General features: G+C 68.6%; 22 protein-coding genes. 16 read left to right on the top strand and 6 right to left on the bottom strand.

All coding sequences use genetic code 11. From position 1 onward, the window contains the following. Position 1: 1 nt before the first annotated feature. From ribH to AC4BAR_RS05010, 9 genes are all read left to right on the top strand, one after another. Positions 2-466: a 6,7-dimethyl-8-ribityllumazine synthase gene (gene ribH, locus AC4BAR_RS05050; RefSeq protein WP_490626709.1), complete on the top strand. Its 465-nt coding sequence runs from the start codon at positions 2-4 to the stop codon at positions 464-466. Further along, the gene (nusB, locus tag AC4BAR_RS05045) at positions 463-987 is read left to right on the top strand and encodes a transcription antitermination factor NusB (protein WP_490626708.1); all 525 of its coding nucleotides are present in this window, start codon (positions 463-465) and stop codon (positions 985-987) included. Before ribH ends, nusB begins: the two co-directional genes overlap by 4 nt. After that, positions 984-2,207 (top strand): pyridoxal phosphate-dependent aminotransferase, encoded by a 1,224-nt coding sequence (locus tag AC4BAR_RS05040; protein WP_490626707.1) that lies wholly within the window; start codon positions 984-986, stop codon positions 2,205-2,207. The genes nusB and AC4BAR_RS05040 overlap by 4 nt, the downstream gene beginning before the upstream one ends. Then, the gene (gene ybgC / locus AC4BAR_RS05035) at positions 2,197-2,604 is read left to right on the top strand and encodes a tol-pal system-associated acyl-CoA thioesterase (RefSeq protein WP_490626706.1); all 408 of its coding nucleotides are present in this window, start codon (positions 2,197-2,199) and stop codon (positions 2,602-2,604) included. The genes AC4BAR_RS05040 and ybgC overlap by 11 nt, the downstream gene beginning before the upstream one ends. Beyond that, a complete protein-coding gene (gene tolQ, locus AC4BAR_RS05030; RefSeq protein ID WP_490626705.1) occupies positions 2,601-3,296 on the top strand; it encodes a protein TolQ in 696 nt (231 codons plus the stop codon). Before ybgC ends, tolQ begins: the two co-directional genes overlap by 4 nt. A gap of 22 nt (positions 3,297-3,318) precedes the next feature. Continuing rightward, positions 3,319-3,738, top strand: coding sequence for a protein TolR (gene tolR / locus AC4BAR_RS05025; protein WP_490626704.1), 420 nt, complete (start codon positions 3,319-3,321; stop codon positions 3,736-3,738). A 9-nt stretch (positions 3,739-3,747) separates the two neighbouring features. Beyond that, entirely contained in the window at positions 3,748-4,659 is a 912-nt protein-coding gene (tolA, locus tag AC4BAR_RS05020; protein ID WP_490626703.1) for a cell envelope integrity protein TolA, read from the top strand. Between the two features lie 215 nt (positions 4,660-4,874). Further along, positions 4,875-6,662: a diguanylate cyclase gene (locus AC4BAR_RS05015; protein WP_490626702.1), complete on the top strand. Its 1,788-nt coding sequence runs from the start codon at positions 4,875-4,877 to the stop codon at positions 6,660-6,662. Next, positions 6,659-7,765 (top strand): cache domain-containing protein, encoded by a 1,107-nt coding sequence (locus AC4BAR_RS05010; RefSeq protein ID WP_490626701.1) that lies wholly within the window; start codon positions 6,659-6,661, stop codon positions 7,763-7,765. The genes AC4BAR_RS05015 and AC4BAR_RS05010 overlap by 4 nt, the downstream gene beginning before the upstream one ends. On the opposite strand, the gene dnaE is transcribed toward AC4BAR_RS05010, so the two are convergent. Continuing rightward, positions 7,762-11,229 (bottom strand): DNA polymerase III subunit alpha, encoded by a 3,468-nt coding sequence (gene dnaE / locus AC4BAR_RS05005; RefSeq protein WP_490626700.1) that lies wholly within the window; start codon positions 11,227-11,229, stop codon positions 7,762-7,764. The two genes, AC4BAR_RS05010 and dnaE, sit on opposite strands and share 4 nt — an antisense overlap. A 66-nt stretch (positions 11,230-11,295) precedes the next feature. Here dnaE and AC4BAR_RS05000 point away from each other — a divergent pair, with 66 nt between their 5' ends. Beyond that, positions 11,296-12,033: a sulfurtransferase gene (locus AC4BAR_RS05000; protein ID WP_490626699.1), complete on the top strand. Its 738-nt coding sequence runs from the start codon at positions 11,296-11,298 to the stop codon at positions 12,031-12,033. Between the two features lie 17 nt (positions 12,034-12,050). Here AC4BAR_RS05000 and AC4BAR_RS04995 read toward each other — a convergent pair whose 3' ends face one another. The 4 genes from AC4BAR_RS04995 to AC4BAR_RS04980 are packed head-to-tail and all read right to left on the bottom strand — an operon-like array spanning position 12,051 to position 14,707. Continuing rightward, entirely contained in the window at positions 12,051-12,929 is an 879-nt protein-coding gene (locus AC4BAR_RS04995) for a pirin family protein (protein WP_490626698.1), read from the bottom strand. A 6-nt stretch (positions 12,930-12,935) separates the two neighbouring features. Then, entirely contained in the window at positions 12,936-13,490 is a 555-nt protein-coding gene (locus tag AC4BAR_RS04990; RefSeq protein ID WP_490626697.1) for a flavodoxin family protein, read from the bottom strand. A gap of 42 nt (positions 13,491-13,532) precedes the next feature. Then, positions 13,533-13,949 (bottom strand): DoxX family protein, encoded by a 417-nt coding sequence (locus tag AC4BAR_RS04985; protein ID WP_490626696.1) that lies wholly within the window; start codon positions 13,947-13,949, stop codon positions 13,533-13,535. 38 nt (positions 13,950-13,987) lie between these two features. Further along, entirely contained in the window at positions 13,988-14,707 is a 720-nt protein-coding gene (locus AC4BAR_RS04980) for a pirin family protein (protein WP_490626695.1), read from the bottom strand. A 118-nt stretch (positions 14,708-14,825) separates the two neighbouring features. Between AC4BAR_RS04980 and AC4BAR_RS04975 the strand changes: the two genes are divergently transcribed. The 6 genes from AC4BAR_RS04975 to AC4BAR_RS04950 all read left to right on the top strand — a co-directional run bounded on the left by AC4BAR_RS04975 (position 14,826) and on the right by AC4BAR_RS04950 (position 20,793). After that, positions 14,826-15,767, top strand: a complete 942-nt coding sequence (locus tag AC4BAR_RS04975; RefSeq protein WP_490626694.1) for a LysR family transcriptional regulator — start codon at positions 14,826-14,828, stop codon at positions 15,765-15,767. A 54-nt stretch (positions 15,768-15,821) separates the two neighbouring features. Next, entirely contained in the window at positions 15,822-16,895 is a 1,074-nt protein-coding gene (locus AC4BAR_RS04970) for an NAD(P)/FAD-dependent oxidoreductase (protein ID WP_490626693.1), read from the top strand. Positions 16,896-17,040: 145 nt separating this feature from the next. After that, positions 17,041-17,949 carry a tRNA glutamyl-Q(34) synthetase GluQRS gene (gluQRS, locus tag AC4BAR_RS04965; RefSeq protein WP_490626692.1) on the top strand — a complete coding sequence of 303 codons (909 nt, stop codon included), beginning with the start codon at positions 17,041-17,043 and terminating at the stop codon, positions 17,947-17,949. 7 nt (positions 17,950-17,956) lie between these two features. Further along, entirely contained in the window at positions 17,957-18,712 is a 756-nt protein-coding gene (trmB, locus tag AC4BAR_RS04960) for a tRNA (guanosine(46)-N7)-methyltransferase TrmB (RefSeq protein ID WP_490627200.1), read from the top strand. 8 nt (positions 18,713-18,720) lie between these two features. Beyond that, positions 18,721-19,647 (top strand): pseudouridine synthase, encoded by a 927-nt coding sequence (locus AC4BAR_RS04955; RefSeq protein WP_490626691.1) that lies wholly within the window; start codon positions 18,721-18,723, stop codon positions 19,645-19,647. A gap of 18 nt (positions 19,648-19,665) precedes the next feature. Further along, the gene (locus AC4BAR_RS04950; protein ID WP_490626690.1) at positions 19,666-20,793 is read left to right on the top strand and encodes an acyltransferase family protein; all 1,128 of its coding nucleotides are present in this window, start codon (positions 19,666-19,668) and stop codon (positions 20,791-20,793) included. A 43-nt stretch (positions 20,794-20,836) separates the two neighbouring features. Here the strand turns inward: AC4BAR_RS04950 and AC4BAR_RS04945 are convergent, their stop codons facing one another. Continuing rightward, positions 20,837-21,946, bottom strand: a complete 1,110-nt coding sequence (locus AC4BAR_RS04945; protein ID WP_490626689.1) for a transglutaminase-like domain-containing protein — start codon at positions 21,944-21,946, stop codon at positions 20,837-20,839. Positions 21,947-22,057 lie beyond the last annotated feature (111 nt).

The following is a 22,057-nucleotide window of genomic DNA, read 5'->3' as shown; positions in this document are numbered from 1 at the left end:
CATGTTTGGCGCAGACAAAGGCACGGCTGACCGCACCGACGGCAGCAAACTCTGGGTGGGCATCGTCCAGGCCCGCTTCAACGAAGGCATCACCAACGCGCTGGCCGAGGCCTGCAAGGCCGAGCTGCTGGCGCTGGGCGTGAGCGACAAACACATCGTCCATGTGCGGGTGCCTGGTGCGCTGGAGGTGCCGGTGGCGCTGCAGGCCATGGCCGAACAGAACCGCTTTGACGCGCTGATCGCGCTGGGCTGCATCATCCGCGGCGAAACCTACCATTTCGAGCTGGTGGCCAACGAGTCCGGCGCCGGCGTCAGCCGCGTGTCACTCGACTACCAGCTGCCGGTGGCCAATGCCATCCTCACCACCGAAGACCTGCCCCAGGCCATCGCCCGCCAGACCGACAAGGGCCGCGACGCGGCCCGGGTGGCGGTGGAGATGGCCAATTTGCTGACCGAGCTTGCATGACCGACACCCCCTCTTCCCCCACCCCGCCGCGCCCGCCGGCCCAGAAACGCACCGGGCTGACCAGCACCGGCGCGCGCAAGGCCTCGGCCAAACCGGCCCGCAGCCGGGCCCGCGAGTTTGCGCTGCAGGGCCTGTACCAGTTCCTGGTGGGCCGCAACGCCGCCAGCGACATCGACACCTTCACCCGCGACCTGGCCGGCTTCCACAAGGCCGACTCGGCCCATTACGACGCCCTGCTGCACGGCTGCATTGAGCAGGCCGAGGCGCTGGACGCCTTGATCGTGCCGCTGCTCGACCGCACGCTGGCCGAGATCTCGCCCATCGAACACGCGGTGATGTGGATGGGCGCCTACGAGCTGCAGCATTGCCTGGACGTGCCCTGGCGCGCCGTGCTCAACGAGTGCATCGAGCTGGCCAAGGAATTCGGTGGCACCGACGGCCACAAGTACGTCAACGGCGTGCTGAACAAGCTGGCCCCCCGCCTGCGCAGCGCCGAGGTGGCGGCCGAGCCCCAGCGATGAGGATTTCCGCGCGGGCCCAGCGCGTCCAGCCCTTCTATGTGATGGAAGTGGCCAAGGCGGCGGCCGCGCTGTCGGCCCAGGCCGGGGGCCAGGGCCGGCCGATGATTCACCTGAACATGGGCGAGCCCGATTTCTCGGCCCCGCCCTTGGTGCAGGAGGCTGCCATCCGGGCCGTGCGCGACGGCCGCACCCGCTACACCGACGCCACCGGCCTGGGGCCGTTGCGCGAACGCATCAGCGACTGGTACCGCAGCCGCTTCGGCGTGGCGGTGCCGGCCAGCCGCATCGTCGTCACCGCCGGCGCCTCGGCCGCGCTGCAGCTGGCCTGCCTGGCCTTGATCGAGGCTGGCGACGAGGTGCTGATGCCCGACCCCAGCTACCCCTGCAACCGCCAGTTCGTCAGTGCCGCCGAAGGTCAGGCCAAGCTGCTGCCGGTGGGCGCAGCCCAGCGCTTCCAGCTCAGCGCCGACCTGGTGGCCGAGCACTGGACGCCGGGCCGCACCCGCGGCGTGCTGCTGGCCTCGCCGTCCAACCCCACCGGCACCTCCATCGAGCCTGACGAGCTGCGCCGCATCCACCAGGCGGTGGGCCAGCGCGGCGGCGTGACCCTGATCGACGAGATCTACCTGGGCCTGAGCCACGACCCACGCTTCGGCCAGACTGCGCTGGCCATCGACGACCAGGTCATCAGCATCAACAGCTTCAGCAAGTACTTCAACATGACCGGCTGGCGGCTGGGCTGGCTGGTGGTGCCCGAGGTGTTGGTGCCGGTGATCGAGCGGCTCGCGCAAAACCTGTTCATCTGCCCCAGCACCGTGTCCCAGCACGCGGCCCTGGCCTGCTTCGAGCCCGCCAGCCTGGCCGAGTACGAGCGCCGCCGCGCCGAGTTCAAGGCCCGACGCGACTTCTTCATCCCGGCCCTGCAGTCGCTGGGCCTGGACGTGCCGGTGGTGCCCGACGGCGCCTTCTACGCCTGGGCCGACTGCCGGGCCATCTGCGCCCGCCTGGGCGTGGCCGACAGCTGGGAACTGGCCTTTGCGCTGCTGGAACGGGCCCAGGTGGCGGTGGCCCCGGGGCGTGATTTCGGCCAGGCCGACACCGGCCACTTCATCCGCTTCTCCACCGCCAGCGCGATGGACCAGCTGCAAACCGCAGTGGAGCGCCTGCGTGCCTTGCTGGACCAGGGGCCACTTACCCCGGGGACAGGCCATGGCGTTTGAGTTCCCAGTCCGGGTGTATTGGGAAGACACCGATGCCGGTGGCATCGTCTTCTACGCCAACTACCTGAAGTTTTTCGAGCGCGCCCGCACCGAGTGGCTGCGCTCGCTGGGCCTGGAGCAGCAGCGGCTGCGCGAGCAGACCGGCGGCATGTTTGTGGTCAGCGACACCACGGTGCGCTACCTGCACCCAGCCCGGCTGGACGACCGCCTGAGTGTCAGCGCCGAGCTGGTGGAGAAAGGCCGCGCCTCGCTGGTGATTGCCCAGCGCGCGCTCCTGAATCCGGAGCAGGGCGATGCGATAATGGTGAGTGAAGGCCGCATCCGCATTGGGTGGGTCGACGCGGCCACCCTGCGGCCAGCAAGAATACCGAGCATCATTTTGGAAGCGTTGCAATGAACCAAGACATGTCCATCATCACCCTGATCGTCCACGCCAGCTGGGTGGTGCAGGCCGTCATGCTGTTGCTGGCGGTGGTGTCCATCGCCAGCTGGGCGGCCATTTTCACCAAGGTGTTTTCGCTCAAGCGCATCCGCGCCCGCAACGCCGATTTCGAGCGCAATTTCTGGTCGGGCACCAGCCTCAACGATTTGTTCACCGCCGCCGCCCAGGCCGGCCGCGACGCCAGCCCGATGGAACGCATTTTTGCCAGCGGCATGCGCGAGTACCAAAAGCTGCGTGAGCGCCGCATCACCGACGCCTCGGCACTGCTCGAAGGCGCCCGCCGCGCCATGCGCGCCAGCTACCAGCGCGAGATGGATGTGGCCGAAACCAGCCTGCCCTTCCTCGCCACGGTGGGTTCGGTGTCGCCTTACGTCGGCCTGTTCGGCACGGTGTGGGGGATCATGCACGCCTTCACCGGCCTGGCCGCGCTGGAATCGGTGACGCTGTCGGCCGTGGCACCCGGCATTGCCGAAGCCCTGGTGGCCACCGCCATCGGCCTGTTCGCCGCCATCCCCGCGGTGGTGGCCTACAACCGCTTCTCGCACGATGTCGACCGCGTCTCCAACGCGCTGGAGACCTTCATGGAAGAGTTCTCCAACATCCTGCACCGCAACCTCGGCGGCCAGCAGGCACCGTTGGCGCACTGACCCTCACCCAAGGACGATAGCCATGCCCGCAGTCGCATCCCGAGGCCGTGGAAGACGCGCCGTCAGTGAAATCAACATGGTGCCCTTCATCGACGTGATGCTGGTGCTGTTGATCATCTTCATGGTCACCGCGCCGCTAATCACGCCCAGCCTGATTGACCTGCCCAGCGTGGGCAAGGCCAACAAGCAGCCCGACACCGTCATCCAGATCATCATCAACAAGGACGAGTCCCTGGAGATGCGCATCAAGGAGAAGTCGACCTCGCTGGGCGCGGCCGACATCGCAGCCTCGGTGCGCAGCGCCCAGGGCGGCAACCCGGCCACGCCGGTGGTCATCAGCGCCGACCGCGGGGTGAAGTACGAGAACGTGGTCAAGGTCATGGACACCTTGCAGCGCGCCGGCATCCAGCGCGTGGGCCTGTCGGTCAAGCTGAGCAAATAAGGCCGCTGCATGTCCGCTGCCGCTGTCGCTGACCGCTTCGATTTTTTCCCGCCGGCTGAACACCGCACCCCGCGCAGCTATTTGCTGGCGCTGATTGCCCACGCCTTGCTGCTGGCGGCGCTGACCTGGGGCGTTCACTGGAAGACCCAACCGCAGACCATCGCGGTCGAGGCCGAGCTGTGGTCCAACGTGGTTCAGGAAGCCGCGCCCAAATTGGTGGAGCCGCCACCGCCGCCCCCTCCTCCGCCACCGCAGCCCCAGCCCAAGCCGGTGCCGCAACCGGTGGCCGCCAAGCCCGAACCGGTCGCGCCCGACCCGCAGATCGCCATCGAGAAGGAGCGCAAGCGCCTGGAAAAACTCGAGCGCGAGGAGCAAAAAAAGGTCGAGCTGGCCGAGAAGAAGCGCGTCGAGCAGGAGAAGAAGGAACAGGAGCGGCTCGAGCGCGAGGAGAAAAAACGCCTGGAAGCGATTGAAAAAGAACGCCAGCGCCAGGAAGCCGAGGCCAAGGAAAAAGCCCGCCAGGAGGCCATCAAGGCCGCCGAACGGGCGGCCGAGCGCGCCGCCAACCTGCAGCGCATGGCCGGCCTGGCCGGCGCCTCCGGTGGCCCCACCGCAGTGGGCTCGGCGCTGCAGTCGTCCGGCCCCTCGGCCGGCTACGGCGCCAAGATCCGTGCGCTGCTGCGGCCCAAGATCGTGTTTCCGGACAACCTGCCCGGCAACCCGCAGGCCGAGGTCGAGGTGCGCACCGCGCCCGACGGCAGCGTCGTCAGCCGCCGCCTGACCCGCTCCAGCGGTGTGCCGGCCTGGGACGACGCGGTGCTCAAAGCCATCGACAAGACCGACCGCTTCCCGCCCGATACCGACGGCGACGGCAAGGTGCCACCGCTGCTGCAACTGACCTTCCGGCCCAAGGACTTCTGAGTCCCGGGAAGGCAGGCGCCACCCGGCCTCGCCTGCCCCTCAGCGCCTCCTCCCCAAACCCTCCATCCGGAGGGTTTTTTCATGGTGGAAAAACCATCGGCGTTCGTGACTTGCGTCACAGTGCCCGCGGCCTGGCCCCACTTCCCGCCATCAGGACACCCTCCCACCCAGCCGATAACAAGGGCAACGGGTTGACCTTTGGCGCCCCTGATCCCATGGCACCACCGACCGTTCCCCTCTCCATAGACACCCGGCGCTGGGCCCGTCTGACGCTGCAGATGTTCGCGGCCTTGCTGGCCCTCGTGGTGCTGCTGGCTTGGCCGCTGGAGCAGCAATTCAATGCCCGGCAGCGCAGCATGCTGATGGAGCACCAGCGTTCCCACCTGGCGGCAGCCTCGGCCCAGCTCGAGCGTGAGATCGCTGGCGCGCAGGCCGACCTGGGTGTGCTGCTCGACTCGACTGCGCTGCAGAATTACCTGTCCCATCCCACCGCGGCCCATCTGCAACACCTGCAGAACCGCTTTTTCACCACCGCCAGGGGCTATCAGCGCTACGGCAAGATCAGCCTGATCGACGCGCAGGGGCAGGAGCGGGTCAGGGTCGACCACAACGAGGGCGGCACGGCCGCGGTGCCCGCCACCGCGCTGCAGAACAAAGCCGCCGAGCCGTTTTTCGCCGCCGCGATGCGGCTGCACCGCGGGGACATGTACCTCTCGTCCATCGACCTCAACCGCGAGCGGGGGCGGGTCGAGGTGCCGATCAAGCCGGTGCTGCGCGTGGCCGCACCGGTCTTCAGCCCTGGAGGTGAGCAGGCCGGCGTCCTGGTGATGAACCTGCTGGCCGAGCTGCTGCGCACCAGCCTGGCCCGCCTGCCCAGCGGCGGCCAGCAAGGCCTCCCCATGGTGGTCACGCAGGAGGGGCAATGGGTCAGCCACCCCGACGCCACGCGGGAATTTGGCCAGGCGTTGGAAGGAACTGCCGGCCCGAGTTTTTCCCAGGCCTACCCGGAGGAATGGGCGCGCATGGCCGACGCACCGGCAGGGGTGGTGCACACCGCCAAAGGCCTGTTCAACTACCAGGTGGTGGACCCGCTGCCATCGCAGGCCACCGGCTTGGCGCCCGGCGCGGGCACGCAGAGCGACGCCAGGGTTTACCTGCTGTTTCAGCTGACGCCCGAGATGCTGGCCGCGCAGACCCTGCATGCGCAGCCCTGGGCCTGGGCGCTGGCCCTGCTGGTCGTTGCACTGATGCTGCTGGCAGCCATCACCTTGGGCTTTTGGGTGGTCTTCCGCGCCGCCCAGCTGACGCAGGCGAAAACGATTGCTCATCAGATGACCCAAGCCGCCTACACCGACGAACTCACCGGTGTGTGCAACCGCCGCCATTTCCGCGAACTGGCCCAGCGCGAACTGCGTCGTGTGCAACGCATGCCTCAGCCGCTGGTGCTGCTGATGCTGGACATCGACCACTTTAAACGCATCAACGACAGGCATGGTCACGACGTCGGCGACAGGGCACTGCAGCAATTCAGCCAGACCTGCCAACAACGGCTGCGCAGCACCGACATCTTTGCCCGGCTGGGCGGCGAGGAGTTTGCCGTGCTGATGCCGGACACGTCGCTGGAGGCCGCAGCAGTGGTGGCCGAACACCTGCGTGCCGCGGTGGAGGGCATGACGCTCACCACGGCGTCCGACCTGCGTGTGCCTGTCACCGTGTCGATCGGCATGGCCCCGCTGACCCAGACCACCCAGGACCTGGACGCGCTGCTGCAACAGGCTGACACTGCGCTCTATGACGCCAAGCACCAGGGGCGCAACCGGGTGGCGGCGTTCGCTGCGCTGCGGGCCGTGGCCGGCACCGGCCCGATGGCAGCCGCCGCGTCGACCGGCGCACCCGAACTCGGGCGTGTGTGGAGGGCGCCACCGTCCCTGCCCATCGCCGGACCGACCAGATCAGGCGCCACCGACACGCCGCTCAACACCGACTGGAGCCAGCTCGCATGATCACTGTCCTCAAACTCGGTCTGCGCGCGGCGCTGATGGGCGAAAGCTCGGTGCTGACCACCCGGGCGACCTCGCTGCGCGTGTGGCTGTACCTGCTGGTGCTGGTGGTGGCCGTGCCCATTGCCGGTTTTTCCGCCTATGCGCTGCTCGACCTGGAACAGGAACAGCAACGGCTGATGCGGGATGACCTGCGTCACAGAACCCGCGATGCCGCCAGCCTGGTCGATCTCAAAATCCGCAAACAACTCTCGGTGCTGCGGACCCTGACCGATGGCCCCGAATTCTCCACCAACGATTTGCAGGCCGCCTACGAGCAGGCCAAGGAGGTCACCCAGCATGAACCGGCGATCCGGTCCATCACCCTGATAGACCGCAACGACCGCATGCTGTTCCTGACGGCATTGCCCTATGGGAGCCCGACCATCCCAGTGAGTCAACTGGCCTCGGTGCACCGGGTGTTCGAGACCGGCCAGCCGGCAGTGTCGGGGGCCTTCTTCGCCGCCACGCCGACCGCGCCCACGGTGGTGGCGGTGTCGGCCCCGGTGTTCCAGGGCGGCCGCGTGACCCACGTCATCCGAGCCATCGTCAGCGTGGAAGTGTTCGAGAAACTGCTGAACGAGCTGAATCTGGGCCCAGGGCGGGTGGCGGGCATCACCGATACGGCCGGCAACATCGTGACCCGCACCGCCGCCGCCGCGCATTTCATCGGCAAACCAGCCTCACCGAAATTCCTCGCGGCTGTGCGCCGCGGGGAGCAGGACACGTTCGAGAACACCACGGTCGATGGCATCACCGGCACAGCGGCCATCGCGCCCATCTTCGACGGCCAGTGGCACCTGGGCATTGGCGTGTCCGACACGGTGTTCCTGGCACCGTTGAAGGCCAAGATGCTGCGTTTGGCACTGTGGGGCATTCTCTGTCTGGTGGTGGGCCTGCTGCTGGCAAGGCTGCTGGCCGACCACCTGATGGCGCAGACCCGAAGGCTTTTGCGTGACATTCAGGTGCCCACCGGCCCCCTACAGGCCACCACCGTCACCGAGTTTCGGCAGTTGCTGAAAGAGTTTCACACCCACCGCTCTGTCGACGCAGACCGGCCCTCCTAGTCGTACACCACCGCCGCCTGCCCCTGGTCGGCCTGGGCGGTCCAGCTGGCCAACGCGGCGTCGCTGGGAAAGAAGCGGGCCTCCTCGCCGAGCTGGATCTCGGCCGCCACCGCCTCGCGGCGCACCGCCAGCCGCACCGTCAGGCCACGCACCAGCTCGCCATGCTCGGTGGCCTCGCGGCGGGCCGGGAAATCGCGCAGCAGGCGGGGAATGTCGGGCGCCTTGCCGTTCACCGCCACCCGAAGGAACTTGCCGAAGCGGCAGCGGGCGCTGGCCAGGTCCCAGACCTGGGCCACGTTGAGGCGGAAGCCGCCAGAGAAGCGGTCGGGCTGCAGCTTGCCCTGGATGATGACCAGTTCGTCGTCTTTCAGCAGGCCACGGTGGGCGTTGAACACCGCCTCGTCGGCCGCCGCCTCGATGACACCGGATTTGTCGTCCAGCTTGAACAGCGCCAGCTTGCCACGCTGGCCGTTGATGACCCGGAAATCGCTCACGATGCCGGCCAGCAGCTGCGGCTCGCGGGTGTCGATCAGGTCGTCGATGGCGCGCTTGGCAAACTGCCGCACCTCGCGCGCCACCTCGTCGAACAAATGGCCCGACAGGTAGAAACCCACGGCGGTTTTCTCATACGTCAGTCGCTCTTTCACACCCCAGGGCATGGCGGCCACCAGCTCGGGCTCAGCGGTGCTGGCGGCGTGCGAGTCCACCAGGTCGAACAGGCCGCCCTGGTTGACGTTGGCGGCCGCGGCAATGGCGAAATCAAAGGCCCGGTCCACCGAGGCCAGCAGGGCCGCGCGGTTGAGCTGCAAGGCATCGAAAGCGCCGGCCTTGATCAAGGCCTCGACCGTGCGCTTGTTGAGCTTGCTGCGGTCGACCCGCACACAGAAATCGAACAGGCTGCTGAAGGGCCCGCCCTCGCTGCGCGCGGCCACGATGGCGTCGATGGCCTGCTGGCCCGTGCCCTTGACCGCCCCCAGGCCGTAGCGGATGACCTTGTCTGACACCGGCTCGAAGCGGTAGGCGCCGCGGTTGACGTCGGGCGGCTCGAAGGCCATGCCCATCTTGATGGCGTCCTCGAACAACACCTTGAGCTTGTCGGTGTTGTCCATTTCCACCGTCATGTTGGCGCAGAAGAACTCGGCGGTGTAGTGCACCTTGAGCCAGGCCGTGTGGTAGGCCAGCAGCGAGTAGGCGGCGGCGTGCGACTTGTTGAAGCCGTAGCCGGCGAACTTCTCCATCAAATCGAAGATTTCGTCGGCCTTGTCCTGCTCAATGCCGTTTTTGGACGCACCGGCGCGGAAGATTTCGCGGTGCTGGGCCATCTCCTCGGCCTTCTTCTTGCCCATGGCGCGACGCAGCAAATCCGCGCCACCGAGCGAATAGCCGCCCAGGATCTGCGCGGTCTGCATCACCTGCTCCTGGTAGACCATGATGCCGTAGGTCTCGCTGAGCATGTCGGCCACCAGCGGGTGCGGGTACTCCACCGGCTCGCGGCCGTGTTTGCGCGCCACAAAGCTGGGGATCAGGTCCATGGGCCCCGGGCGGTACAGCGCGTTCAGGGCGATCAGGTCTTCGAGCCGGGTGGGCTTGGCGTCGCGCAGCATGCCCTGCATGCCGCGGCTTTCAAACTGGAACACCGCCTCGGTCTTGCCGTCGGCAAACAGCTTGTAGGTGTGCGGGTCGTTCAGCGGCAGGTTCTCGAAAGCAAAATCCTGCTGGCCGCTGTGGCGGGCGCGGATGAAGTCCTTGGCGATCTCCAGAATCGTCAGCGTGGCCAGGCCCAAGAAGTCGAACTTCACCAGGCCGATGGCCTCCACGTCGTCCTTGTCGTACTGGCTCACCGCCGAGTCGCTGCCGGGCTGCTGGTACAGCGGGCAGAAATCGGTCAGCTTGCCGGGCGCGATCAGCACGCCGCCGGCGTGCATGCCCACGTTGCGGGTCAGGCCCTCGAGCTTTTGCGCCAGCGCCAGCAGGGTCTTGACGTCTTCTTCCTTCTCCAGCCGCTCGGCCAGCAGCGGCTCGACCTTGAGCGCGCCCTCGATGGTGATGTGCTGGCCCGGCTTGTTGGGGATGAGCTTGCTGATGCCGTCGCAAAAGGTGTAGCTCATGTCCAGCACCCGGCCCACGTCGCGGATGGCGGCGCGCGCGGCCATGGTGCCGAAGGTGACGATCTGGCTGACCGCCTCCTTGCCGTACTTCTGCTTCACGTAGTCGATGACGCGGTCGCGGTTGCCCTGGCAGAAGTCGATGTCGAAGTCGGGCATGGACACCCGCTCCGGGTTCAAAAAGCGCTCGAACAGCAGCTTGTATTCCAGCGGGTCGAGGTCGGTGATCTTCAGCGCATAGGCCACCAGCGAGCCGGCGCCCGAACCGCGGCCCGGGCCTACCGGGCAGCGGTTGTTCTTGGCCCAGTTGATGAAGTCACCCACGATCAAGAAGTAGCCCGGGAAACCCATCTTCAGGATGGTGGCGATCTCGAACTCCAGCCGCTCCAGGTAGCGTGGCCGCTGGGCCTCGCGCTGGGCCGCGTCGGGGTAGAGGTGCAGCAGCCGCTCCTCCAGGCCCTCATGCGAGGCGTGGCGGAAATACTCTTCCGGCGTGAGCTTGCGGCCATCGACCTCGGGGGTGGGAAAGTCGGGCAGCATGGGCTTGCCCAGCGTCAGCGTGAGGTTGCAGCGGCGGGCAATCTCCAGCGTGTTGGCCACTGCCGAGGGCACATCGGCAAACAGCGCCGCCATCTCGGCGGCCGGCTTGAAATACTGCTCGCGGGTGAAGCGCCGCACCCGGCGCTGGTTGCCCAGGATCTCGCCTTCGGCAATACACACCCGGGCCTCGTGGGCCTCGTGGTCGTCGGGGCCGGTGAACTGCACTGGGTGGGTGGCCACCACCGGCAGGCCCAGCCGGGCCGCCAGCTGCACCGCGGCCACCACATGGGCCTCGTCGTCGGGCCGGCCGGCCCGCTGCAACTCGATGTAGAAGCGGTGCGGGAACAGCGCCGCCAGCTGCAGCGCCAGCTCGCTGGCGCGGGCGTCGTCGCCCTGCACCAGGGCCTGGCCCACCGCACCGGCCTGGGCGCCGCTCAACAGCAGCAGGCCCTCGGCCAGCTCCTGCAGCCAGGCCAGCTTGACCGCGCCCTGGGCCTTGACCGGGTTCTGGGTCCAGGCCCGGGCCAGCATTTCCGACAGGTTGAGGTAGCCCTGCTGGTTTTGCACCAGCACCACCATGCGCGACAGCGCCGCGCCGTCCTTGCCCAGGCCTTCGACAAAAATCTCGGCACCGATCAGCGGCTTGACGCCGGCGCTGCGCGCCGCTTTGTAGAACTTGACCGCACCAAACAGGTTGTTCAGGTCGGTGATGGCCAGCGCCGGCTGCCGGTCGGCGGCGGCGGCGGCCACCACCTCGTCGATGCGGTTGGTGCCGTCAACGACGGAGAACTCGGTGTGCAGGCGGAGGTGAACAAACATCGAACCATTGTAGAAAGCCGGGCCGTCCGCCAGGGCCTGAAGCCAGAGCTTTCTAAAATCAGTGCTGTGAACGCCATCCTCAACATCTCCGCCTACAAATTCGTCCCGATTGCCGACACCGAGGCGCTGCGCGAGCGGCTGCAGGACCGGGCCGACGCCGCCGACCTCAAGGGCACGGTGCTGCTGGCCGAGGAAGGCATCAACCTGTTTCTGGCCGGCGCCACCGAGGCGGTGCGCGGTTTTGTGAAGGCCCTGCAGGCCGACGCCCGCTTTGCCGACCTGGCGCCCAAGGAAAGCTGGTCAGAGCGCCAGCCCTTTCGCAAGATGCGGGTCAAGGTCAAGCGCGAGATCATCCGCATGAACCACCCCGCCATCCAGCCGGCCAGTGGCCGGGCCCCGGCGGTGGACGCGCCCACGCTGAAACGCTGGCTGGACCAGGGCCATGACGACGCCGGCCAGCCGGTGGTGATGCTGGACACCCGCAACGCCTTCGAGGTGGACTGCGGCACGTTTGACGCGGCAGTGGACTGGCGGCTGGCCAAGTTCAGCGATTTCCCGGCCGCGCTCGACGCCCACCAGGCCGAGCTGCAGGGCCGCACAGTGGTGAGCTTTTGCACCGGCGGCATCCGCTGCGAAAAAGCCGCGCTGCTGATGCGCGAGGCCGGCCTTCCCGCGGTCTACCAGCTCGAAGGCGGCATCCTCAAGTACTTCGAGCAAACCGATGGCAGCCACTACAGCGGCCGCTGCTTTGTGTTCGACGAACGCGAGGCGCTGGACGAGCGGCTGGCGGCAGCCAAGGCCTGAGCTGCCGCCCTGCCCGCTCAGGTCGGCAGTTTTTGCGTCGGCAAGGGGATGAACTCGGTCTCGCCGGCGATCTGGCCCATGCGCTGGGCCTGCCAGTCGGCCGCCGCCTCGGCCACCCGCTCGGCGCGGCTGGCGACAAAGTTCCACCACAGGTGGCGTGGCCCGTCGAGCGCCTCGCCGCCCAGCACCACCACCCGTACCGCCTCCATCGCAGTGAGCGTCACCGCCTGACCGGGTGGCAGCAAGGCCAGCGCGCTGGCCGCCACCGCCTCGCCGTCCACAGCGAGCGCGCCGTCAATCGGCAGCAGCGCCATCTCGGCCACCAGCGCCGGCAGCGTCAGCGACGCGCCAGCGGCCAGCTGGATGTCCAGCGCCAGCGTGGGCGAAGCAGCCCGCACCGGCGAGGTCAGGCCAAAGGCCTGGCCCACCAGCACCCGCACCTGGACATCGCCCACGCGATGCACAGGAATGTCGGTGGCCGCCACATGCTGGAAGGCCGGCTCGCAGGCCTCCAGCGCGGCCGGCAAGGCCAGCCACAGCTGCAGGCCATGGTTGACCTGGGTGCTGTCGCGCAGCGCCTCGGGGCGGCGCTCGGAGTGCACGATGCCGCGGCCAGCGGTCATCCAGTTGATGGCACCCGGGGTGATCAGCTGCTCGGTGCCCAGGCTGTCGCGGTGCATGATGGCGCCGTCAAACAAATAGGTGAAGGTGGCCAGACCGATGTGGGGGTGTGGCCGCACATCGTGGGTCACACCGGGGTCCAGTGTGACCGGCCCGAAGTGGTCAAAGAACACAAAGGGCCCAACCGCCCGGCGCTGGGCGTCGGGCAGCAGACGGCGCACGGTGAAGCCGTCGCCCAGGTCCTTGGCATGACCGTGGAGAACCGTCAGGCCCATGGCGCTTCAGCCGCGGAACTGGGCGGTGACAGCGGCCACCCGCTGGCCGAACAGGCGCGCGGTTTCCAGGTCGCCGGCCGGCATTTCGGCCGGGCTGCTGTCGGACGGCGACTGGGCCATCGCACCGGAGAACGAGCCAACGTAGTTGATGTCGTCGCGCTTGGCCGCCTTGCTGTTGCTGGGCATCATGCCGGTGCCCACCCAGATGCCGCTGTGCTGCATGGCCAGGGTGAACAGGTAGTGCAGCGTGGACAGCTTGTCGCCATTCATCGTGGCGCTGTTGGTGAAGCCGGCAAAGACCTTGTCTTTCCAGGCCTGGGTGAACCAAGGCTTGCTGGTGGCGTCGGCGAATTTCTTGAACTGCCAGCTCACGGTGCCCATGTAGGTGGGCGAGCCCATCACGATGGCGTCGGCCGCGTTGAGCGTGTCCCAGCCACCCTCGGGCAGGTTGCCCTCGGCGTCAATGGGCACCAGCGTGGCACCGGCGCCATCGGCCACCGATTGGGCCATGCGCAGCGTGTGGCCGTAGCCGGAATGGAAAACAACAGCGATCTTGGTCATGGAAAAGCTCCTGGGTGTCGTGGTTGGGATGAGGGTAAGCGATCAGGCGTTGCGGCGGGCGTCCAGGCTGAAAGCCCCGGCACCCCAGGCGGCCACGGTCAGCAGGCCACCGACCACCGCGACGTTCTTGAAGAACAGCAGCTGCTGCATGAAGGCCTGCTCGGCCGGCGCGGCCCAGTAGGCATGGAAGAACACGCTGGCCGCGGCGGTGAAGACCGCCAGCACCAGGGCCGCGGCACGCGTGCCCAGGCCCAGCAGCAGCGCCAGGCCGCCCAGCACCTCGGCGGCAATGGCCAGCACCGCGCCCAGTTCGGGCAGCGGCAGGCCCACCGAGCCAATGTAGCCCACGGTGCCGGCAAAGCCGGTCAGCTTGCCGATGCCAGCCGGCAGGAACAGCGCGGCCAGCAGGGCACGGCCCGCCAGGGCCAGGGTGTTTTGTGAAGTGGTGGTCGTGGTCATGGCAATCTCCTGAAAAAAAGTGGAAAGAAATAAAGAGGTCAGGCGGCGAGGTCGAACACCAGCACCTCGGCGTCCTGGCCGCCGCTCAGGTGCAGCTGCGACTCACCCGCCAGCCGCAGCGCGTCGCCGGCCTGCAGCGGCTGGCCATTGACGGTCAGCGCCCCGCGCACCAGGTGCACATAGGCCTTGCGGGTCGGGTCCAGCGCCAGCGTGGCGGTCTCGCTGCCGTCGAACAGGCCGGCATACAGCCGGGCGTTGGCATGAATCGTCACCGCACCGTCGGCACCGCCCGGGGCGGCCACCAGGGCCAGCCGGCCGCGCTTGTCGGCCTCGGCGAAGGCCTTTTGCTCGTAGCCGGGGTCAATGCCCACCTGGTCGGGCTCGATCCAGATCTGCAAAAAGTGGGTGGTGTCCCGCAGCGCGTGGTTGAACTCGCTGTGCCGCACGCCACGGCCGGCGCTCATGCGCTGCACGTCACCGGGGCGGATCACGCCGTCGGCCCCCTGGCCGCCGCCGTTGCCCAGGCTGTCCTTGTGGGCCAGCTCGCCGCTCAGCACATAGCTGATGATTTCCATGTCGCGGTGGCCGTGGGCGCCAAAGCCGGTGCCGGGGGCGATGCGGTCTTCGTTGATCACCCGCAGGTTGCCCCAGCCCATGTGGGCGGGGTCGTGGTAGCCGGCGAACGAGAAGCTGTGAAAGGACTGCAGCCAGCCATGGTCGGCCTGGCCGCGGTCTTGGGATTTGCGAAGGGTGAGCATGGTGGGCCTCCTGGGATGGTGTGAACCTGCGATGACTGAACTTTAGGGTGCGATGCGGTGCTGGAAGTGCATCTGGATTGATGGCATCATTCAAATAATTTCAACGATAACCCCGGCCATGACCACTGCCCGTGATGTTTTGACCCCCGATGCGCTGGCCATGCTGCAACGGATTGCCCAGGCCGGCAGCTTTGCCGCCGCCGCCCGCGAGGCCGGCATGGTGCCCAGCGCGCTGACCTACCGGGTGCGCCAGATCGAGGACGCGCTGGACGTGCTGCTGTTTGACCGCAGCTCGCGCCAGGCCAGACTCACCGAGGCCGGTCAGGAGTTGCTGCGCGAGGGTGGCCGGCTGCTGCTGGACATCGACGCGGTGGCCAACCGGGTCAAGCGGGTGGCCACCGGCTGGGAGCCGCAGCTGACGCTGGCGCTCGACAGCATCGTCTCGCGCACCACGGTGATGGAGCTGTGCGAGGCCTTTTTTGCGCTGCAGCCGCCGACCCGGGTGCGGCTGCGCGATGAAACCCTCTCCGGCACGCTGGAGGCCCTGACCTCGGGCCAGGCCGACCTGGCCATCGGTGTGGTGCTGGAGCCCGGCACCCACACCGGCCTGCAGCACCAGGCGTTGGGCGCGGTGCGCTTTGTGTTCGCGGTGGCGCCCCACCACCCGCTGGCCCAGGCCGCCGAGCCGCTGAGCGACGCGGTGCTGCGCGCGCACCGGGCGGTGGCGGTGGCCGACTCGGTGCAGCGCGGCGGCGGCCTCACCGTGGGCCTGCTGGGCGGCCAGGACGTGTTCACCGTGGCCGACATGCAGGCCAAGCTGGAAGCCCAGCTGCGTGGCCTGGGCGCCGGCTTTCTGCCCGAGTTTCTGGCCCGGCCCTACATCGACAGCGGCCGGCTGGTGGCCAAGGCTGTGGCCCGGCCCAACCGCCAGGCCCGGGTCAGCTACGCCTGGCGCGCGACCCACGCCAGCGGCACCGGCCGCGCACTGGCCTGGTGGCTGGCGCAGCTCGAACGCCCGGCCACCCGCACCGCGTTGCTGGAACGCCAGCACGCGTTCTGAGGGCGCTCCAGGCACAGCGTGTACAGTGAACGCCTCTCACCTCGAATCCCCTCCATGACCCCCTCCACCGCAGCCCGCCGCCCCGCCCCTTCGCAACGCCACTACGCCGTCATCGGCGGTGGCATGGCCGGCGTGGCCTGCGCCCGCACCCTGGTCCAGGCCGGCCACCGCGTCACGCTGCTGGAGAAAAGTGCCGGCCTCGGCGGCCGCATGGCCACCCGCCGCAGCGACTTCGGCGGCTTCGACCATGGCAGCCAGTACTTCACCGTGCGCGACGACCGCTTCGCCCAGGCCATGGCCACCACGCCCGGCCTGTGCAAAGCCTGGAGCGCCAGCACCGTGCGGGTGCTGGACACCTTTGGCCGGGTGGCCGCCGCCGGCCTGCCCAACCGCGAACCGCATTGGGTGCCGGTGCCCGGCATGAACGCGCTGGTGCGCCGCTGGGGTGAGCCGCTGCAGGCCGAGCAAGGCGTGCGGCTGGACACCAAGGTCATCGCCATTGAGGCCGACAGCCTGAGCCCCAAACGCTGGCAGCTGCGCTGCGAAAGCAGTGGTGCCGCGCCCCAGGTGCTGGCCGGCTTTGATGCGGTGCTGCTGGCCCTGCCCAGCGTGCAGGCGCAGGACCTGCTGGCCCGCTCGCAGCTCGCACCCAAGCTGGTAGACGCCATGGCCAAGGTGGAGGTGGCGCCCTGCTGGACCTTGATGCTGGCCTTCCCCCAGGCGGTGCAGCCCAACCTGCCCCACCTGGGCCCGCAATGGAACGCCGCCCGCAGCACCCACCACCGCATCGCCTGGCTGGCCCGCGAGTCGTCCAAGCCCGGCCGCGGTGGCGTGGAACGCTGGACGGTGCAGGCCAGTGCCGCCTGGTCGCTGGAGCACCTGGAAGACGACGCACCGCGGGTGCAGGGCAAGCTGCTGAAGGCCTTTGCCGAAGTGACCGGCATCCGCGCCGAACCGCAGCACGCGGTGGTGCACCGCTGGCGCTACGCCCAAACCGTCAAGCCGCTGGGCAAAACCCATTTGTGGGACGCCAAAGCCCACCTGGGTGTGGCCGGCGACTGGTGTCTGGGCCACCGGGTCGAGGACGCGTTCGTGTCCGGCCTGGAACTGGCACTCGCAGCGCTGTGACCCCCACGGTCTCGCACTGCGTGTCGCTTCCTGCCCCCCGAGGGGGCCGCATTTTTCCTTGGGGCGGCCCGGCGGAAAAACAACGGACCCCCACCACGGTCGCCGGCGCTGCGGCGTGGTTCCACCACCCGCTCTGAGCCAAGCCATGGGTGGGCTCACCTACACCGGCCGTTTCGCCCCCTCGCCCACCGGCCCGCTGCATGCCGGCTCCTTGGTGGCGGCGCTGGCCAGCTGGCTGGACGCGCGGGCCCATGGCGGGCGCTGGCTGGTGCGGCTGGAAGACGTGGACACACCCCGCTGTGTGCCAGGCGCCGACCACACCATCCTGGCCCAACTCGCTGCGCTGGGCCTGCACCCCGACGCGCCGCCCACCTGGCAATCACAGCGCGGCGCGTTCTACCAGGCGGCGCTGGACGATCTGGTGGCCCGTGGCCTGGCCTACCCCTGCGCCTGCACCCGGCGCGAGATCGAACTGGCCTGGGTCGCGCGCGGCCTGGCCCCCGACCGCCACGCTGACACCGTCTACCCCGGCACCTGCCGCACTGGCCTGCAGGGCCGACCCGCCCGGGCCTGGCGGCTGCGCACCGACGCCACATCGGTGCACTGGACCGACCGGCGCCTGGGCGCTCTGAGCCAGAACGTCGAGGCGGCGGTGGGCGACTTCGTGCTCAAGCGCGCCGACGGCCTGTGGGCCTACCAGCTCGCGGTGGTGGTGGACGACGCGGCGCAGGGCGTGACCCATGTGGTGCGGGGCGACGACCTGACCGACAACACCGCCCGCCAGATCCTGCTGCAGCGCGCGCTCGGCCTGGCCACACCGACCTATCTGCACACCCCGCTGGTGCGCGGCGCCGATGGCGAAAAGCTCTCCAAGCAGCATGGCGCACCGGCGGTGGCCACTGGGGACGCCCCCGCCATCCACGCGGCCCTGAACACCGCCGCCGCGGTGCTGGGCTTGCCCGCGCACGCCGGGTCCACCACCGAAGCACTGGCGGCCTGGGTGGCCGCCTGGGGCGCTCTCTACAATCGCCTGGGTGAATCCCCCCATTCCTGACACCCCCCTGCCCACCGAGGCCGCGCCCGAAGGCGCCGCCGATCTGGCCCCGGCCCCGGCCTCGCCCGCACCGGCCGGCTGGCCAGCCGGTGTGACCCACCCCAAGACCATCAAGAGCTTTGTGCGCCGCGCCGGCCGCACCACCACCGGCCAGGCCAAAGCGCTCAGCGAACTGGGCCCGCAGTTCATCCGGCCCTACCGTGCCGGGCTGATCGATCTGGGCGAGTTCTTTGGCCGCAGCGCCCCCACGGTGCTGGAAATCGGTTTCGGCATGGGTGAAACCACCGCCCACATCGCCGGCCTGATGCCCGAGAAGAACTTCCTGTGCTGTGAGGTGCACGAGCCCGGCGTGGGTGCGCTGGTCAAGCGCATCGGCGAGCAAAACCTGACCAACATCCGCATCGTGTCGCATGACGCGGTGGAGGTCATTGACCACATGCTGCCGCTGGCCAGCCTGGACGGCGTGCACATATTTTTCCCCGACCCCTGGCACAAGACCAAACACAACAAGCGGCGGCTGGTGCAGCCGCCGCTGGTGGCCCGGCTGGCCGCCCGGCTCAAGCCCGGCGGCTACCTGCACTGCGCCACCGACTGGCAACACTACGCCGAGCAGATGCTGCAGGTGCTGGGTGCCGAGCCACTGCTGGCCAACACCACCGACGGCTACGCCACCAAGCCCGCCTACCGGCCCCTGACCAAGTTCGAGAACCGTGGCCTGAAGCTGGGCCACGGCGTCTGGGACCTGGTCTTCACCCGCGTCTGAGCCTGGCCATGGCCGGCACTGTGGCCCGCGTCGCGCCCCGGGTGCCGCCCAGCCGGGACGGCGTGGGGGCCAGCTGTGTGGGCCTGCCCAGCGGGCCCTGGGCCACCATGACCGACTTTCTGGTGCATCGCTTCCCCGGCGTGCCGCGCAGCACCTGGCTGGACCGCATGGCCGGCGGCAGCGTGGTCGACGAACATGGCCTGCCGGTGACGCCGGAGCGGCCCTACCAGAGCCCCTTGCGGCTCTACTATTACCGCAACCTGGCCAGCGAGCCCCGCATTCCCTTTGACGAAGCCGTGCTGCACCAGGACGCCCACCTGGTGGTGGCCGACAAGCCGCACTTTCTGCCGGTCACGCCAGGCGGCCGCTTTGTGCAGGAGACGCTGTTGGTGCGGCTCAAACGCCGGCTGGGCCTGGACGACCTGGTGCCACTGCACCGCATCGACCGCGAAACCGCCGGCCTGGTGCTGTTCTCGGTCAACCCGGCCTCGCGCAGTGCCTACGCCGCGCTGGTGCGCGCACAGGGGCTGGCCAAGACCTACGAGGCCATCGCCCCCTTGGGCGATCTGGCGCTGCCGCTGACCCGCGAAAGCCGCATCGTGGAAGACGAGCGTTTTTTCCGTCAACGCGAGGTGGCCGGCATCCCCAACGCCCAGACCCATGTGGCGCTGGCCCAGGCCGGCCGCCGCCACGGGCTGTACCGGCTGAGCCCGGTCAGCGGCCGCCAGCACCAGCTGCGGGTGCACATGGCCGCTTTGGGCCTGCCGCTGCTGGGCGACCAGTTCTACCCCGAGGTGCGCAACCTGGCCGACGACGATTTTTCGCAGCCGCTGCAGCTGCTGGCGCGCGGCCTGGCCTTCACCGACCCGCTGACTGGCGAGCAGCGGCACTTCGAAAGCCAGCGCCAGTTGCAGCTGGACTGGCTGGACCGCTGAGCCGACCCTGACCCACCGATGAGCCCTGTCAGCCTGCTCCCCCTGCCGCTGCTGTTCGGCCTGGCCTGCTTGGTGGTCTGGGCCCTGGACAAGCGTTTCCCGGTGCCACTGGGTGCCGGCCGGGTGCAGGCCATCGACGGCCTGCGCGGCTACCTGGCCTTTGCCGCGTTTTTGCACCATGCCTGCCTCTGGTACTACCTGCTGCACACCGGCGACTGGGGCCTGCCGCCGTCGCGGGTGTTTGTGCACCTGGGCCAGACCTCGGTGTCGCTGTTCTTCATGATCACCGGCCATTTGTTTTTCACCAAATTGCTGAGGGCCCGCGCCCAACCCATGGACTGGTTGCGGCTCTATGTGTCGCGCGGCCTGCGCATCCTGCCGGTGTACCTGCTGCTGATGCTGGTGGGTGGGGCGGTGATGCTGCTGATCCAGCAAGGCCAACTGGACGTTGGCAACCCGGCGCTGCTGGCCGACACCGCGCGCAAGCTGCTGGTCACCGCCGGTGTCACCTGGACGCTGCAATACGAATGGAACTTCTATTTCGCCCTGCCCTGGCTGGCGCTGCTGCTGGGTCGGCGCGTGCCCTGGTGGTGGCTGGTGCTGGGCGCGCTGTACCTGGCCCGCAGCAGCCTGCAGGAACTGACCAATGTGCACGCCGCCACCTTTCTGGGTGGCATGGCCTCGGCGGTGCTGGGCCAGCGGGCCGGGTTCGGGGCCTGGTGCCAGCGCCGCCGGGCCTCCGCGCTGGCCTTGGCGCTGTTGGGCACGGTGGTGATGCTGTTCGACGGCGCCTACCAGCCCTTGCCGCTGGCCTTGCTGGCGCTGGCGTTCAGCCTGATCGCCAACGGCGCCGACCTGTTTGGCCTGCTCAGCGCCCGCTTGTCGCGGGTCTTCGGCGAGCTGACCTACAGCCTTTATTTGCTGCACGGCCTGCTGCTGTTTGTGTGTTTCCGCTTCGTCGTGGGCCTGGACGCCGCCACCCGGCTGGACGGCGGCACCCACTGGCTGGTGGTGGCGGCGTTGACCCCGGTGCTGATGGCGGTGGCGTTTTTCTGCTTCCGCGGCATCGAGGCCCCGGCCATGCGACAGACCGAGCGGCTCACCGACTGGCTGCGCCGCACCGCCGCCCGGCGCAAGGCCGCATGAAAAACGGCGCCCGAAGGCGCCGCTGTGCACCGGCCGTGACCGCTCAGGCGCGGATTTCGCGGGCGCTGATCTGGTACTTGAAGTCGTCGGGTGCGTAGGAGTCCAGGCGCACACCGCCGGTTTCGGCCACCGGGTACATCAGAAAGCCCAGCTTGGGGCCGGCCGCACCGGGCAAGGCCAGGTCGTGGGCGGTGTTCCAGGCCATCCAGTTGCCCTCCCAGCCACCGAACAAGGCCTTGTTGACCGGCGCCACCACCGGGTGGTCCACCGACTTGATCCACTCCGGCGTTTCCTGGCGCATCACCTTGGCCACGTCGGCCGGGTCCATGGCCACCCAGCCATGGGCTTTGAGGAAGACCTCGGCGCGGCAGTGCTGGGCGCCCTTCAGGCTGGCCGGGTTGCCGCTCAGTTCCTTGTAGCCAAAGGCCGAGGGCGCCAGGCGGATGCCGTAGACGTCGCGGGCCGGCACACCGACCGAGCGGCACAGGCCCACAAACAGCGCGTTCAGGTCGGCGCATTTGCCACCCAGGTTGCCGGTTTCCAGCATGGTCTTGATGTCGCCTTCGCCACAGCCACGCACTTTGGGCTCGCGGTGGGCGTTGGTCAGCACCCAGTCGTACAACCGGCGCACCTTGTCTTCGTCGGTCTTGGCGCCCCGGGTCGCGTTCAGCGCGGTTTGGCGCACGATGCCGTCGGTGGGCAGCAGCTCGGTGGGCCGCAGGTAATAGGCCAGCGTGGCGGCGTCTTCCTTGACCCGGCCGGCCTGGGTCCAGTCGGTGGCCCGGTTCTGGGTCTGGATGCAGCTGGTGATTTCCACGAAGGGCTGGGCCACATCGGCGGCGAAGCTGACATGCAGGAACTTGGCGCCGTCGTGGTCGTTGTCGGCCATGCGGGCCTGGCCGTTGCTGCCATAACTGCTTTCCAGCGAACGCTGGTAGTCGCTGTTGACCGAGGGCACCGGCAGCCAGACCTGGGTCTGGCCCTTGGGTTGGGTGATGTCGACCCGGGTGGTCACCTCGAAGGTGCGCCATTCGCCGGGCTGGGGCGCAAAGCGGCGCTCCGGCATGGCGGTCTGGGCCCAGGCAGCGGGCAAGGCGGAGGCAGACAGCAAGGCACAGGCCTGCTGCAAAAAAGTGCGGCGTACGGTGGTCATCAAGCGATCTCCGGGTCGGTTGGAACGGATGTCGGCGCAGTGAAGATGCCCCGAGGTACCGGTGCCGCCGGCAAGCCCGGCAGCGGGGGTGATTATCGCCCGCCGGGCCCG

This window comes from Rhodoferax sp. SPJ4, from assembly GCF_058216275.1.
The sequence above is the reverse complement of the archived record's forward strand: the minus strand, read 5'-3'. Positions and strand labels throughout refer to the sequence as shown.

Bases quoted from the DNA above. Each gene is read 5' to 3' on its own strand.
- ribH (WP_490626709.1), top strand. From the start codon at position 2: ATGTTTGGCGCAGACAAAGGCACGGCTGACCGCACCGACGGCAGCAAA.
- nusB (WP_490626708.1), top strand. From the start codon at position 463: ATGACCGACACCCCCTCTTCCCCCACCCCGCCGCGCCCGCCGGCCCAG.
- AC4BAR_RS05040 (WP_490626707.1), top strand. From the start codon at position 984: ATGAGGATTTCCGCGCGGGCCCAGCGCGTCCAGCCCTTCTATGTGATG.
- ybgC (WP_490626706.1), top strand. From the start codon at position 2,197: ATGGCGTTTGAGTTCCCAGTCCGGGTGTATTGGGAAGACACCGATGCC.
- tolQ (WP_490626705.1), top strand. From the start codon at position 2,601: ATGAACCAAGACATGTCCATCATCACCCTGATCGTCCACGCCAGCTGG.
- tolR (WP_490626704.1), top strand. From the start codon at position 3,319: ATGCCCGCAGTCGCATCCCGAGGCCGTGGAAGACGCGCCGTCAGTGAA.
- tolA (WP_490626703.1), top strand. From the start codon at position 3,748: ATGTCCGCTGCCGCTGTCGCTGACCGCTTCGATTTTTTCCCGCCGGCT.
- AC4BAR_RS05015 (WP_490626702.1), top strand. From the start codon at position 4,875: ATGGCACCACCGACCGTTCCCCTCTCCATAGACACCCGGCGCTGGGCC.
- AC4BAR_RS05010 (WP_490626701.1), top strand. From the start codon at position 6,659: ATGATCACTGTCCTCAAACTCGGTCTGCGCGCGGCGCTGATGGGCGAA.
- dnaE (WP_490626700.1), bottom strand. From the start codon at position 11,229: ATGTTTGTTCACCTCCGCCTGCACACCGAGTTCTCCGTCGTTGACGGC.
- AC4BAR_RS04995 (WP_490626698.1), bottom strand. From the start codon at position 12,929: ATGGGCCTGACGGTTCTCCACGGTCATGCCAAGGACCTGGGCGACGGC.
- AC4BAR_RS04990 (WP_490626697.1), bottom strand. From the start codon at position 13,490: ATGACCAAGATCGCTGTTGTTTTCCATTCCGGCTACGGCCACACGCTG.
- AC4BAR_RS04985 (WP_490626696.1), bottom strand. From the start codon at position 13,949: ATGACCACGACCACCACTTCACAAAACACCCTGGCCCTGGCGGGCCGT.
- AC4BAR_RS04980 (WP_490626695.1), bottom strand. From the start codon at position 14,707: ATGCTCACCCTTCGCAAATCCCAAGACCGCGGCCAGGCCGACCATGGC.
- AC4BAR_RS04975 (WP_490626694.1), top strand. From the start codon at position 14,826: ATGACCACTGCCCGTGATGTTTTGACCCCCGATGCGCTGGCCATGCTG.
- AC4BAR_RS04970 (WP_490626693.1), top strand. From the start codon at position 15,822: ATGACCCCCTCCACCGCAGCCCGCCGCCCCGCCCCTTCGCAACGCCAC.
- gluQRS (WP_490626692.1), top strand. From the start codon at position 17,041: ATGGGTGGGCTCACCTACACCGGCCGTTTCGCCCCCTCGCCCACCGGC.
- AC4BAR_RS04955 (WP_490626691.1), top strand. From the start codon at position 18,721: ATGGCCGGCACTGTGGCCCGCGTCGCGCCCCGGGTGCCGCCCAGCCGG.
- AC4BAR_RS04950 (WP_490626690.1), top strand. From the start codon at position 19,666: ATGAGCCCTGTCAGCCTGCTCCCCCTGCCGCTGCTGTTCGGCCTGGCC.
- AC4BAR_RS04945 (WP_490626689.1), bottom strand. From the start codon at position 21,946: ATGACCACCGTACGCCGCACTTTTTTGCAGCAGGCCTGTGCCTTGCTG.